Source organism: Streptomyces europaeiscabiei, from assembly GCF_001550375.1.
Taxonomy (GTDB): Bacteria; Actinomycetota; Actinomycetes; order Streptomycetales; family Streptomycetaceae; genus Streptomyces; species Streptomyces europaeiscabiei.
In genome coordinates, this window is sequence record NZ_LRTR01000324.1 from 1 (window position 1) to 11993 (window position 11993).

Genomic DNA, 11993 nt, shown 5'->3' on the forward strand with positions numbered 1-11993 from the left:
GCAGGGGGCAAGGGGTGTCTCAAGAGATTAGGCGGCGGGTGAGGAGAGGGGCGAAGCCCCTTGTTTTCAGGGGCGCGGGGAACTGCTTTTCGGGGGCGCGGGGAACTGCGCGATCGACCACGGCGCTCCCGCCCGCAAAAACGGACGGGGGAGCGGGGTCGAAGGGGCCGCGCCCCTGGATGGGGGCACCTCCCGCTCGAGCGAAGCCGAGAGTGGGGGAGGGACGGGTAGGGGCGGTGGGGGCGAGACAAAAGTCGTCCCCACCCCCCACACGGCTCGTCGTACCCTGGAGACACCCGGCCCGTCACACGAGTCCGGGCGTTCGTGTTGCCCCAGCAGCCCCACACTCAGCCCAAGCCAGTAGCCCCACACCTTGCCCACCCGGACGGGAAAACGCCCCGAATGAGCCTCCACGGTCTGCTAGACGCCGTAGTCAAGGACGCCCCCCTCGCTGAAGCGATCAGGGCGGCATCCGACGGCCACCGCACCCACATCGACCTGGTGGGCCCCCCGGCGGCCCTCCCCTTCGCGGTGGCCGCCCTCACCCGCGACGCCGGCCGCCCCGTACTCGCCGTGACGGCGACGGGCCGCGAGGCCGAGGACCTGGCGGCGGCCCTGCGCTCGCTGCTCCCTCCGGACGGCGTCGTGGAGTACCCGGCCTGGGAGACGCTCCCGCACGAGCGGCTCAGCCCGCGCAGCGACACCGTCGGCCGCCGCCTCGCCGTACTGCGCCGCCTGACCCACCCGCGCCCGGACGACCCGGAGACGGGCCCGGTCTCGGTCGTCGTCGCCCCCGTCCGCTCGGTCCTCCAGCCCCAGGTCAAGGGCCTCGGCGACCTGGAACCGGTCGCCCTGCGCACGGGTGAGACGGCCGACCTGAACCGTACGGTCGAGGCGCTGGCGGCAGCCGCGTACTCCCGCGTCGAACTCGTCGAGAAGCGCGGCGAGTTCGCCGTACGCGGCGGCATCCTCGACGTCTTCCCGCCGACCGAGGAGCACCCCCTCCGGGTGGAGTTCTGGGGCGACGACGTCGAGGAGATCCGGTACTTCAAGGTCGCCGACCAGCGCTCCCTAGAGGTCGCCGAGCACGGCCTGTGGGCGCCACCCTGCCGCGAACTCCTCCTCACCGACGACGTACGCTCTCGCGCGCGTGCCCTCGCCGAACGCCACCCGGAGCTGGGCGAACTCCTCAACAAGATCGCTGAGGGCATCGCCGTCGAAGGGATGGAATCCCTCGCTCCGGTCCTCGTCGACGACATGGAACTGCTGATCGACGTCCTGCCGAAGGGCGCCATGGCGATCGTGTGCGATCCGGAGCGGGTGCGGACGCGGGCGGCGGACCTGGTGGCCACCTCGCAGGAGTTCCTGCACGCGTCCTGGGCGGCGACCGCCGGTGGCGGCGAGGCACCCATCGACGTCGGCGCGGCCTCCCTGTGGTCCCTCGCGGACGTCCGCGACCGGGCCCGTGAGCTGGACATGATGTGGTGGTCGGTGTCGCCGTTCGCGGCCGACGAGGAGCTGACGGAGACGTATGCCGCTGACGCGGCGGGCGACACCATCAAGCTGGGCATGCACGCCCCCGATACCTACCGGGGCGACACGGCCAAGGCCCTCGCCGACACCAAGGGCTGGCTCGCCGACGGCTGGCGCACGGTGTTCGTGACCGAGGCCCACGGCCCGGCGGCCCGCACGGTCGAGGTGCTCGGCGGCGAGGGCATCGCGGCCCGTCTGGAGGCCGAGCTGGGGCAGATCTCCCCGTCGGTCGTGCATGTGGCGTGCGGCTCGATCGACTACGGCTTCGTCGACCCCGCCCTGAAGCTGGCCGTCCTCACCGAGACCGACCTCACCGGCCAGAAGGCGGCCGGCAAGGACGGCGCCCGGATGCCCGCCCGCCGCCGCAAGACCATCGACCCGCTGTCCCTGGAGGCGGGCGACTACATCGTGCACGAACAGCACGGTGTCGGCCGCTACATCGAGATGGTCCAGCGGACCGTGCAGGGCGCGACCCGCGAGTACCTGGTGGTGGAGTACGCCCCCGCCAAGCGCGGTCAGCCAGGCGACCGTCTCTACATCCCGACGGACCAGCTCGAACAGATCACGAAGTACGTCGGCGGCGAGGCCCCGACCCTGCACCGGCTGGGCGGCGCCGACTGGACGAAGACGAAGGCGCGCGCGAAGAAGGCGGTCAAGGAGATCGCCGCCGACCTCATCAAGCTCTACAGCGCGCGGATGGCGGCGCCCGGTCACGCGTTCGGTGCGGACACGCCCTGGCAGCGTGAGCTGGAGGACGCCTTCCCGTACGCGGAGACGCCCGACCAGCTGACGACGATCGCCGAGGTCAAGGAGGACATGGAGAAGACGGTCCCCATGGACCGCCTGATCTGCGGCGACGTCGGCTACGGCAAGACGGAGATCGCGGTCCGGGCCGCCTTCAAGGCCGTCCAGGACGGCAAGCAGGTGGCCGTGCTGGTCCCGACCACCCTCCTGGTCCAGCAGCACTTCGGGACGTTCAGTGAGCGGTACTCGCAGTTCCCGGTGAACGTCCGGGCCCTGTCCCGCTTCCAGACGGACACCGAGGCCAAGGGCACGCTGGAGGGCCTGCGCGAGGGCGCGGTCGACATCGTCATCGGCACCCACCGCCTCTTCTCCTCCGAGACCAGGTTCAAGGACCTCGGCCTCGTCATCGTCGACGAGGAGCAGCGCTTCGGCGTCGAGCACAAGGAGCAGCTGAAGAAGCTCCGCGCGAACGTGGACGTGCTGACGATGTCCGCGACACCGATCCCGAGGACGCTGGAGATGGCGGTGACCGGCATCCGCGAGATGTCGACGATCACGACGCCCCCGGAGGAGCGCCACCCGGTCCTGACCTTCGTCGGCCCGTACGAGGAGAAGCAGATCGGCGCGGCCATCCGCCGCGAACTGCTCCGCGAGGGCCAGGTCTTCTACATCCACAACCGGGTGGAGTCCATCGACCGAGCCGCTTCCCGGCTGCGCGAGATCGTCCCCGAGGCACGGATCGCGACGGCCCACGGCCAGATGTCGGAGCAGGCCCTCGAACAGGTCGTCGTCGACTTCTGGGAGAACAAGTTCGACGTCCTCGTCTCCACGACGATCGTGGAGTCGGGCATCGATATCTCGAACGCGAACACGCTGATCGTGGAGCGGGGAGACACCTTCGGCCTGTCGCAGCTGCACCAGCTGCGGGGCCGGGTCGGCCGAGGCCGGGAACGAGGTTACTCGTACTTCCTGTACCCGCCCGAGAAGCCCCTGACGGAGACCGCCCACGAGCGTCTGGCGACCATCGCCCAGCACACGGAGATGGGTGCGGGCATGTACGTGGCGATGAAGGACCTGGAGATCCGGGGCGCGGGCAATCTGCTGGGCGGCGAACAGTCCGGTCACATCGCGGGCGTCGGCTTCGACCTGTACGTCCGCATGGTCGGCGAGGCCGTCGCGGACTACCGCCGTCAGCTGGAGACCGGGGAGATCGAGGAGGAGCCGCCGCTCGACGTCAAGATCGAGCTGCCGGTCGACGCGCATGTCCCGCACGACTACGCGCCGGGGGAGCGGCTGAGGTTGCAGGCGTACCGGGCGATCGCCTCCGTCAACACCGAGGCCGATATCGCCGCGGTGCGCGAGGAACTGGTCGACCGTTACGGCAAGTTGCCCGAGCCGGTGGAGAACCTGCTGCTCGTCGCTGGTCTGCGCATGCTCGCCCGGGCCTGCGGTGTCGGCGAGATCGTCCTTCAGGGCACCAACATCCGCTTCGCCCCCGTGGAGCTGCGGGAGTCCCAGGAGCTCCGCCTCAAGCGCCTGTACCCGGGCACGGTCATCAAGCCGGCCGCCCACCAGGTGCTGGTGCCCCGCCCGAAGACGGCGAAGGTGGGCGGGAAGCCGCTGGTCGGCCGGGATCTGCTGGGGTGGACCGGGGAGTTCCTGGCCTCGATTCTGGGGTCGTAGTGGCGTAGTGGCGTAGTGGCGTAGTGGTGCAGTGGTGCAGTGGTGCAGTGGGTGTGGGCCGGTCCGGTCCGGTTCACGGGGAGGGCGGCGCGGTCGGGAACAGCAGTTCCGTGGCGGTGCGGAAGACCTCCTCGGGGTCCCGGTCGCCCACGACCGCGGCGAGGTTGCCGCTGAGCAGCAGCGTGGCGAAGCCGTGGGAGAGGGACCAGGCGGCGATGCCGGCCAGCCGGGGGTCGGCGTCGGCGGTCTCGGGGCGTGCGCCGGTGACGGTGGTGCGCAGCTGCTCGCGTGACAGCGCGCGGGCGGTGGTGAGTTCGAGGTCGTCCTCGCGAAGCAGTTCCGGCCGGAACATCACCTGGAAGTGCGCGGGGTGCTCGCGCGCGAAACGGACGTACCGCCCGCCCGCGTCCCGCAGGTCCCCGGCCTCCGCGAGCGTGGCCGCCAGCAGCCCGTGCCCCTCCGCCGCGATCGCCGTGAGCAGACCCGTGCGGTCCTTGAAGTGATGGGCCGGCGCCGCGTGCGAGACACCCGCGCGCCGGGCCAGGTCCCGCAGGCTCAGCGCCGACGGGCCGTCGGCGGCGATGACGTCGAGCGCGGCGTGGAGGATCGCGCGGCGGAGGTCGCCGTGGTGGTAGGGGCGTTCGGGCTGCGTTGACTGTCCGGGCTCTTCGGGCTGCGCGGCCGGTCCGGGCTGCGCGGGCTGTTTGGGCTGGTCGGCCGTGGTGTTGCGAGGCATGGGCACAGCGTAGGCCCCTCGGAGCGTTCAATCTAGTCGTTGACAAGTTCGGCGCGATTCGGCAATCTAGTCAATGTCAAGTTCGGATCCGGTCGTCACTGCGGTCGGGGAGTGGCAGGGGGATGCGTCATGTCCGAGAACGTCAACGGGAGCGGTACGGCGGCGCGAGGCGAGACCGAACACCGCGAAGCCGAAGGCGGCACCGTGGGCCTGGGTGAGGTGCGCCGTATGTGGCACCTGCTGGAGCCCTTGCACGCCGTCCTCTACTACGCGCCGGAGGCCTTCGAGGAAGCGGCCGCACTGGGGTACGACGTGGGGGAGAGGTGGCCGAGCTACTTCCCGTTCCGGGCGGCACCCCTGGGCGCCGTCGGAGTCGAGCGGACGGCCTCCGCCTTCTACAGCTTCAGCCCCCGCATGGTCGCGGAGCACATCGAACAGGCCTGGAGGACCGCGCCACCAGCAGCTGTGCTGGAGGCCCGGGACCGGGCGATCGACCGGGCCTACCGAGCCATATTCGGCAACCACGTGCACAGTGCCGAACTCGCCGAGGCCGCCGGCCTGGCCCGTCGCGCCGCGGAGTTCGCGAACACCGCGGGCCGCCCCCTCGCCGCCGCCAACGCCGAGCTGCCCTGGCCCGGGTCCGCCCACCTCCAACTCTGGCGGGCGGCCACGATCCTGCGCGAACACCGCGGCGACGGCCACCTCGCGGCCCTGCTGACCGCGGACCTCGACCCCACCGAGTCTCTCGTCTCCTTCGCCGCGACAGGCGCCGCCTCGGTGGAGCGCTTCGAGAGCCGCGGCTGGAGCAAGGAGGAATGGAATGCCGCCCGCGTCCGCCTCACGGCACGCGGCCTGGTGCGTCCGGACGGTACGGCCACGGAGGCCGGCCGGAGTCTGCGCCGACAGGTCGAGCTGCACACCGACCGACTGGCCGCCGTCCCCTGGCAGTTCCTCGGTGCCACCGACACCGCCCGACTCGCCGATCTGCTGGGCGAGTTCTGGGTCGCCGTGATCGGCTCGGGCCTGCTTCCGTCGGAGACGACCCTGGGGATCGGCAAGGTGTGAACGCCTCCTGACGGACCGGGCTGACCGGGCGGTCGGACGCGCTGACGCCTCCTTGGGGTGTCGGCCCCTCACCACCGGGCATACGCCCGGCGTGCACCTGCTGACTGTCGATGACCACCGGGTGCCGGTACGGCCGTACCCGGCTGCCGCTACGGTGTCGAGCAGGCAGGACGGGGAACCCCATGCGGGACCGCGTGAGAGCACAGGCAGAGGAAAGGGGTGTCGCGTGGTGCGTTTGAGGGGTGGGGTCGCTGTCGTCGCTCTGGTGCTGGTCGCCGCGACCGGCTGCGAACTGGACGACACGGGCGGCTCGGCCGGACCGCAGGAGAACCCCGGCGGGGGCGGTGGCGCCGCGTTCGCCGCCGCGGAGGCGCTGACCGTCAAGGGGCGGGCGCCGAAGACCGATTACGACCGCGGTGAGTTCGGCAGCGCCTGGGCCGACACGGACTCCAACAGCTGCGACACCCGTGACGACATACTCAAGCGCGACCTGGACGACGTGAAGTTCCGGGACGGCGACTGCACGGTGGTCTCCGGTGTGCTCGACCCGGACCCGTACACCGGCGAGGACGTGCCGTACGTACGGGGCCGCAGCAAGATCGACGTGGACCACATAGTGGCCCTCTCCGACGCCTGGCAGAAGGGCGCCCAGCAATGGGACGACAGCAAGCGCATAGCCCTGGCCAACGACCCGCTCAACCTCCTCGCGGTCGACTCCGGCACCAACCGCGGCAAGGGCGACGGTGACACGGCCACCTGGCTCCCGCCCAACAAGGCGTACCGCTGCACCTACGTGGCCGCGCAGGTCGCGGTGAAGACGAAGTACGGCCTCTGGGTCACCTCCGCCGAACAGGCCGCCATGGAGCGTGTCCTGAGCACCTGCCCCGAGCAGAAGCTCCCCACCGGCGGCAACCCGACGAGGGCCCCGGCCCGCTTTCACGCGGACTGAGGCCGTCGCGGTGCCGCCGCGAGGGGAGGGGCGTCAGCCGAAGTCCTTGTCCAGGTCGATGACCTTGCCCTTGGGGGCCTTGGCCGGCACCGGCTTGTCGAAGTCGGTGAAGACGAGGTCGCCGGGCTCCTTGGCGGACTTGCTGACGACCCGCAGGAGGTACGGCTCACCCTTGGTGGCGACGTACAGGGTGTAGCTGTCCTTGCCGTCCTTCTCGTCGAGGAGGATCGCGGGGGTGCCTTCGACCTCGGCGGTCTTGCCGCGCGTGGCGTCGGAGTTGACGTCCTTGAAGTCGGCGAGCACGGTGTCGAGGTCGCAGAAGCTCGCCATGTCCTTGGAGTCCTCGGCGGCCGCGGACGTCTTGGTCCACTTGCCGGCGAGCATGTCGACGACCATGTCGGCCTCCTCCTTGGAGGAGTCCTTCGACTGGGCGCGCAGGAACGCCTCGTCGTACTTCATGTAGAGGGTGTCGCCGACCTTGATCAGCTCGGCCTCGCCGTCGCCACCCATGCTCATCGTGCCGGCGCAGTCGCCCTTCTTGTTCATGGCCATGTCCATCTGGACCGTGCCGCCGGCCGACTCGTCCTGGATCTCGCCCTTCATCCGGAGGGAGTCGGCGTCCGCCGTGGCCTTCACGGCCTTGTCGGCGATCTCGCCACCGGTCAGCCCGGCGAACGGGCCGTCGGCCTTGTCCTCGCCGGACAGACAGCCGGTGAGCGAGAAGGTGGCCACGGCAGTGATGCAGAGAGCGGCGAGTGCGGTGCGACGCATGGGAGTTCCCCCCTGGGAATCGGTGTGAGGTGCGTGAAACGAGCGGTGGTGTCGCGCTGTTCGTCGAGCGGTGACACCAGTACGTGCGGGTGTCGAGCGGTGGCGTCAGTACGTGCGGGTGTCGAGCACTTCGTCCGCGGAGTCGTGGACCGTGACGCGGCCTCGCTCGTCGTGTTTCCAGTCGGCGAACGCCGCGGAGATGAGCCGGGCGGGGCCGGTGCCGCCCCCCGGTGGTCCGCCGGTGAAGTCGGTGTGGACGTCGGTGGCGTCGGTGTCGCCCGCCGGTGGGGCGGGCCTGTGAACCTCGGTGACATGTGAGACGGCGGCTCTGTCGGCGGAGGTGCCGTGAGTGTTCACAAAGGCTTTGAAGTGGTCGGCTGCACCACGGCCGTTCACGGTGGTGTCACCGCTACCGGCGTTTGTCGTGACCACACCGATGAGCAGGAGGCCAACCGTTGCGTTCAGTGCGAGCTGGGATTTCATCCCCATGGCTGTGCTCCTCCCCAGTGTGTGACAGTGCAGCCGACGTGTGACCACCCGGATCGGGCGGCCCGTCGTTCGATGGGTCAATCACAGCAGAGCTTGTGAACCGAGTCAACACGGTTCACGAAGTCGAGTGTGTACACGGCGTGTATGGGTAGATCTTGCGTGCGTCGGTATGCTCGACGTCACACACCAGGTACGAGGGGAGCCGGGCGCGTGCAGGGGAACGGGACAGAGGTCACCGCCGCGGACATCGCGCGGCTCGCCGGCGTGGGTCGCGCCGCCGTCAGCAACTGGCGCCGACGGCACGCCGACTTCCCCAAACCGGTCGGTGGCACCGAGACCAGCCCGGCCTTCGCGCTCGGCGAGGTCGAGGAGTGGCTGCGTGATCAGGGCAAGCTCGCCGAGGTACCCCTGAAGGAGCGCGTCTGGCAGCAGGTCACCGGCCACCCGGAGGGCCCCGTCACCGCCCTCGTGCACGCGGGCTGCGCCCTGCTGTATCTCCACGACCGGCCCCTGGCCTGGCTCGAGTTGAGCGCGTGCCCCGACGACGAGCAGCTGGCCCGGATCCTCCCCGAGCCGCTCCGGGACGTCCTCGCCCCGCGCTTCGGCCCGCCCGGGGAGTCCGCCGTGCTCCAGCCGACGCCCGCCGAGATGCTGCCCTCGATCCCGCTGCTGCGCGGCGCCACCGAACTCGCGGCAGACCTGGGAGCGCGGCAGACCTTCGAGTTCCTGCTCGCCCGGCACCTCGACGCCAACCCGCGCCAGTACACGCTCACTCCGGGCGAACTCGCCGAGCTGATGGCCGAACTCGCCGGGCCCGCCCGCTCGGTGCTCGACCCGGCCTGCGGCACCGGCGCCCTCCTGCGCGCCGTCGCCGCCCGCCCCGGCCAGGAGCTGTACGGCCAGGACAGCTCCCGCGAACTGGCCGCCCTCACCGCGCTCCGCCTCGCGCTGCGCACCAAGAGCACCGTCCGCACCGCCCCGGGGGACAGCCTCCGCGCGGACGCCCACGAGCACCTCAGGGCCGAGGCCGTCCTGTGCCACCCGCCGTTCAACGAGCGCAACTGGGGCCACGACGAACTCGCCTACGACCCGCGCTGGGAGTACGGCTTCCCGGCCCGGACGGAATCCGAACTCGCCTGGGTGCAGCACGCGCTGGCCCGCCTGGAGGACGGCGGCACCGCCGTCCTGCTGATGCCGCCGGCCGCCGCGAGCCGCCGCTCGGGGCGCCGTATCCGCGCCGACCTGCTGCGCCGGGGCGCCCTGCGTGCCGTGATCGCCCTCCCGGTCGGTGCGGCACCCCCGTACAACATTCCGCTGCACCTGTGGGTGCTGCGCCGGCCCGGCAAGGCGCCCGTGCCGCCCGAGTTGCTGCTCGTCGACACCGGGCGGCTCGTCCCCGAGGGACGCAGCGGGTTCGACTGGACGGCGGTGCGTGCCGTCGTGCTCGACGCCTGGCGGCCCTTCGAGCGGGCGGGCGGAGGGCCGGAGCGGCCGGGACTCAGCCGTCCGGTGCCGGTCATCGACCTGCTGGACGACGACGTGGACCTGGCCCCCGCCCGGCATCTGCCGCCCCCGGCCGCGGGCGGCGGCGCCGAGCAACTGACCGCCGTGCGTGAACGCCTGGGCGAGACCCTCCGCCTGACCGCCGACCTCACGCCCCCGCTCGCCGGGGACACGCAGCCCACCCGCTGGCCGCTCACCACGGTCGGCGAACTCGCGCGCGGGGGAGCCCTGGTGCTGCGCACGGGCGGAAACGGCCCCCACACGCGCGTGCTCACCGATCACGACGTCCTGGCCGGCACGGCACCCTCGGGAACCCTGCCCGAGACGGGCGAGGACCCCGTGCTCGTGGAGCCCGGCGACGTCGTCGTCCCCGTCCTCGGCGGCGGCGGGGTCGCGCGGGTGATCGACGAGGAGACCGCGGGCGCCGCCCTCGGCCGCAACCTCACGCTGCTGCGGCCCGACCGGGCCGCGCTCGACGCGTGGTTCGTCGCCGGTTTCCTGCGCGGCACCGCCAACAGCCGCCAGGCCAGCAGCTACGCCTCCACCGCGACCCGCCTCGACGTACGCCGCCTCCAACTGCCCCGGCTCCCCCTGGACCAGCAGCGCCGCTACGGCGAACGGTTCCGCGCGCTGGCCGCCTTCGAGGACGCCCTCCGCCAGGCCGGCCGCCTCGGCGAACGCCTCGTGCGCGGCATGTACGACGGATTGACGGACGGCACGGTCATCCCGGACTGAGCACGCGGACGGGGCGGTCGCGGAGCCCTCGGACGGGCGGTCGCGGCGGCCCGACACCGCGAACTCCCCCTACGATCACGCCTACCGGACGGAACCGCTCCGCCTCGGGCGGCGTGACCTGCACTGCGGTACTACAACGGTTGTCCACAACCCTGGACCTCATGTCGTGGTCGACCGATACCCTCGGGACGACATCGAAAGTCCGCTCTCACCAGGCATCAGGAGCAGCCATGCAAGGCCACGGCTACGCGCCGACACCGCCCCCCGGCCCCGACCAGGGGGGCCAGGTCACACTCCGTGTGATCTTCGTGGTGGTCGCGGTCATGAGCTGTGGCCTGCTCGCCTGGGCATGCCTGCTGCGGCTCGCCTCGGTGACCCGAAGGCCCCGCGACTGGTGGCTCTTCGCCCTGGCGGTGGTCCACATCATCGCGACCCTGTACATCATCGGCACCGACCCGGGCGAGGAGGAGTTCACCACCTGGCGCGGCGACGTCGGCATGGGGCTGCTCCTCGGCGGACTCGCGGCCATCGTCGCGTACTACCTGTACGCGGACATACGTCACTTCAGCCGCTCCCGGCCGGTCCCGCCGTCGCCGTACGCCCAGACCACGATGTACTCGCAGCAGTCCGGGTACGGCTACCCGCCGGTCCAGGTCCCGCAGGCCTACACCCCCGCCCCGCCGGTCCAGCAGCCGCCCGTCCAGCCGCAGCCCCCGCAGCAGCCCCAGCCCGGCCCGGAGCCGCAGCGCCCCGGGCCCGCGCGGATAGACCAGGTGCGCGCCGAGCTCGACGAGCTCAGTGACTATCTCCGCAATCACGAAGGAGACCGGTGACCCAGGGGCGGGGGACGGGACGCCTGATCACCGGCCGCTACGAACTGTCCACGCTCATCGGACAGGGCGGCATGGGTCAGGTGTGGACGGCGTACGACCAGCGCCTCGACCGGCGCGTGGCGGTGAAACTGCTGCGCCCGGACAAGGTCGCCGGCCAGGAGGCCGACGAGCTGCGGCGCCGCTTCGTGCGTGAGTGCCGTGTCACGGCCCAGGTCGACCACCCCGGCCTGGTGACGGTGCACGACGCGGGCAGCGAGGACGAGGAGCTGTTCCTCGTCATGCAGTACGTCGACGGGGCCGACCTCGCCGACCACCTCGCCGAGCACGACCCGTACCCGTGGCAGTGGGCCGTCTCGGTCGCCGCCCAGCTGTGCGCGGTGCTGTCCGCCGTGCACGCGGTGCCGATCATCCACCGCGACCTCAAGCCGCGGAACGTCATGGTCAAGCAGGACGGCACGGTCACCGTCCTCGACCTCGGCGTCGCCTCCGTCATGGACACCGACACCACCCGTCTGACCCACACCGGTTCGCCCATCGGCAGCCCCGCCTACATGGCCCCCGAACAGGCCATGGGCGGTGCGGTCGGCCCGTACACCGACCTGTACGCCCTCGGTGTGCTGATACACGAACTGCTCAGCGGGAACGTGCCGTTCACGGGCTCCACCGCCCTCGGCGTCCTGCACCGCCACCTCTACGAGCCGCCGGTCCCCGTCCGCCGTCTGCGCCCCGAGGTGCCGGAGAGCCTGGAGGCCCTGGTCCTCCGGCTGCTCTCCAAGGACCCGCAGCACCGCCCGTCCTCCGCGCAGGAGACATACGAGCAACTCCTCCCGCTGCTGCCCGCGCGCGGTATGCCCACCGGCTCCCCGCTCGACCCCACGCGCCCCTTCCTGCGCCCCCACGCCCCCTGGCCGGACCGCGCCCGCATCCCCGCGCCGCAGCCGTCGGCCGCGCC

At 71.6% G+C, this 11993-nt stretch carries 9 protein-coding genes; 6 read left to right on the plus strand and 3 right to left on the minus strand.

What is annotated here, in order from left to right; translation table 11 throughout:
- Positions 1–402 precede the first annotated feature (402 nt).
- Positions 403–3960 (plus strand): transcription-repair coupling factor, encoded by a 3558-nt coding sequence (mfd, locus tag AWZ10_RS15810; protein ID WP_060891376.1) that lies wholly within the window; start codon positions 403–405, stop codon positions 3958–3960.
- Between the two features lie 73 nt (positions 3961–4033).
- Here mfd and AWZ10_RS15815 read toward each other — a convergent pair whose 3' ends face one another.
- Positions 4034–4696, minus strand: a complete 663-nt coding sequence (locus AWZ10_RS15815) for a TetR/AcrR family transcriptional regulator (protein WP_079104378.1) — start codon at positions 4694–4696, stop codon at positions 4034–4036.
- 228 nt (positions 4697–4924) lie between these two features.
- Here AWZ10_RS15815 and AWZ10_RS15820 point away from each other — a divergent pair, with 228 nt between their 5' ends.
- Positions 4925–5761: an SCO6745 family protein gene (locus AWZ10_RS15820; RefSeq protein WP_425264493.1), complete on the plus strand. Its 837-nt coding sequence runs from the start codon at positions 4925–4927 to the stop codon at positions 5759–5761.
- A gap of 226 nt (positions 5762–5987) precedes the next feature.
- A complete protein-coding gene (locus AWZ10_RS15825) occupies positions 5988–6710 on the plus strand; it encodes an HNH endonuclease family protein (RefSeq protein WP_046704265.1) in 723 nt (240 codons plus the stop codon).
- Between the two features lie 33 nt (positions 6711–6743).
- On the opposite strand, the gene AWZ10_RS15830 is transcribed toward AWZ10_RS15825, so the two are convergent.
- Both AWZ10_RS15830 and AWZ10_RS15835 read right to left on the minus strand, forming a co-directional pair.
- A complete protein-coding gene (locus AWZ10_RS15830; RefSeq protein ID WP_046704266.1) occupies positions 6744–7481 on the minus strand; it encodes a hypothetical protein in 738 nt (245 codons plus the stop codon).
- A gap of 105 nt (positions 7482–7586) precedes the next feature.
- Positions 7587–7970 carry a hypothetical protein gene (locus AWZ10_RS15835; RefSeq protein WP_060891378.1) on the minus strand — a complete coding sequence of 128 codons (384 nt, stop codon included), beginning with the start codon at positions 7968–7970 and terminating at the stop codon, positions 7587–7589.
- Positions 7971–8180: 210 nt separating this feature from the next.
- On the opposite strand from AWZ10_RS15835, the gene AWZ10_RS15840 reads away from it, so the two are divergent.
- From AWZ10_RS15840 to AWZ10_RS15850, 3 genes are all read left to right on the plus strand, one after another.
- On the plus strand, positions 8181–10208 hold the full coding sequence (locus AWZ10_RS15840) for an N-6 DNA methylase (RefSeq protein WP_046704268.1): 2028 nt from the start codon (positions 8181–8183) through the stop codon (positions 10206–10208).
- A 230-nt stretch (positions 10209–10438) separates the two neighbouring features.
- On the plus strand, positions 10439–11041 hold the full coding sequence (locus AWZ10_RS15845) for a hypothetical protein (protein ID WP_046704269.1): 603 nt from the start codon (positions 10439–10441) through the stop codon (positions 11039–11041).
- 71 nt (positions 11042–11112) lie between these two features.
- The coding region (locus tag AWZ10_RS15850; protein ID WP_244172500.1) for a serine/threonine-protein kinase at positions 11113–11993 on the plus strand (881 nt) is incomplete at its 3' end.

Excerpts from the sequence above, each read along its gene's own strand:
- mfd (WP_060891376.1), top strand. The coding sequence starts at position 403 with ATGAGCCTCCACGGTCTGCTAGACGCCGTAGTCAAGGACGCCCCCCTC.
- AWZ10_RS15815 (WP_079104378.1), bottom strand. The coding sequence starts at position 4,696 with ATGCCTCGCAACACCACGGCCGACCAGCCCAAACAGCCCGCGCAGCCC.
- AWZ10_RS15820 (WP_425264493.1), top strand. The coding sequence starts at position 4,925 with ATGTGGCACCTGCTGGAGCCCTTGCACGCCGTCCTCTACTACGCGCCG.
- AWZ10_RS15830 (WP_046704266.1), bottom strand. The coding sequence starts at position 7,481 with ATGCGTCGCACCGCACTCGCCGCTCTCTGCATCACTGCCGTGGCCACC.
- AWZ10_RS15835 (WP_060891378.1), bottom strand. The coding sequence starts at position 7,970 with ATGGGGATGAAATCCCAGCTCGCACTGAACGCAACGGTTGGCCTCCTG.
- AWZ10_RS15845 (WP_046704269.1), top strand. The coding sequence starts at position 10,439 with ATGCAAGGCCACGGCTACGCGCCGACACCGCCCCCCGGCCCCGACCAG.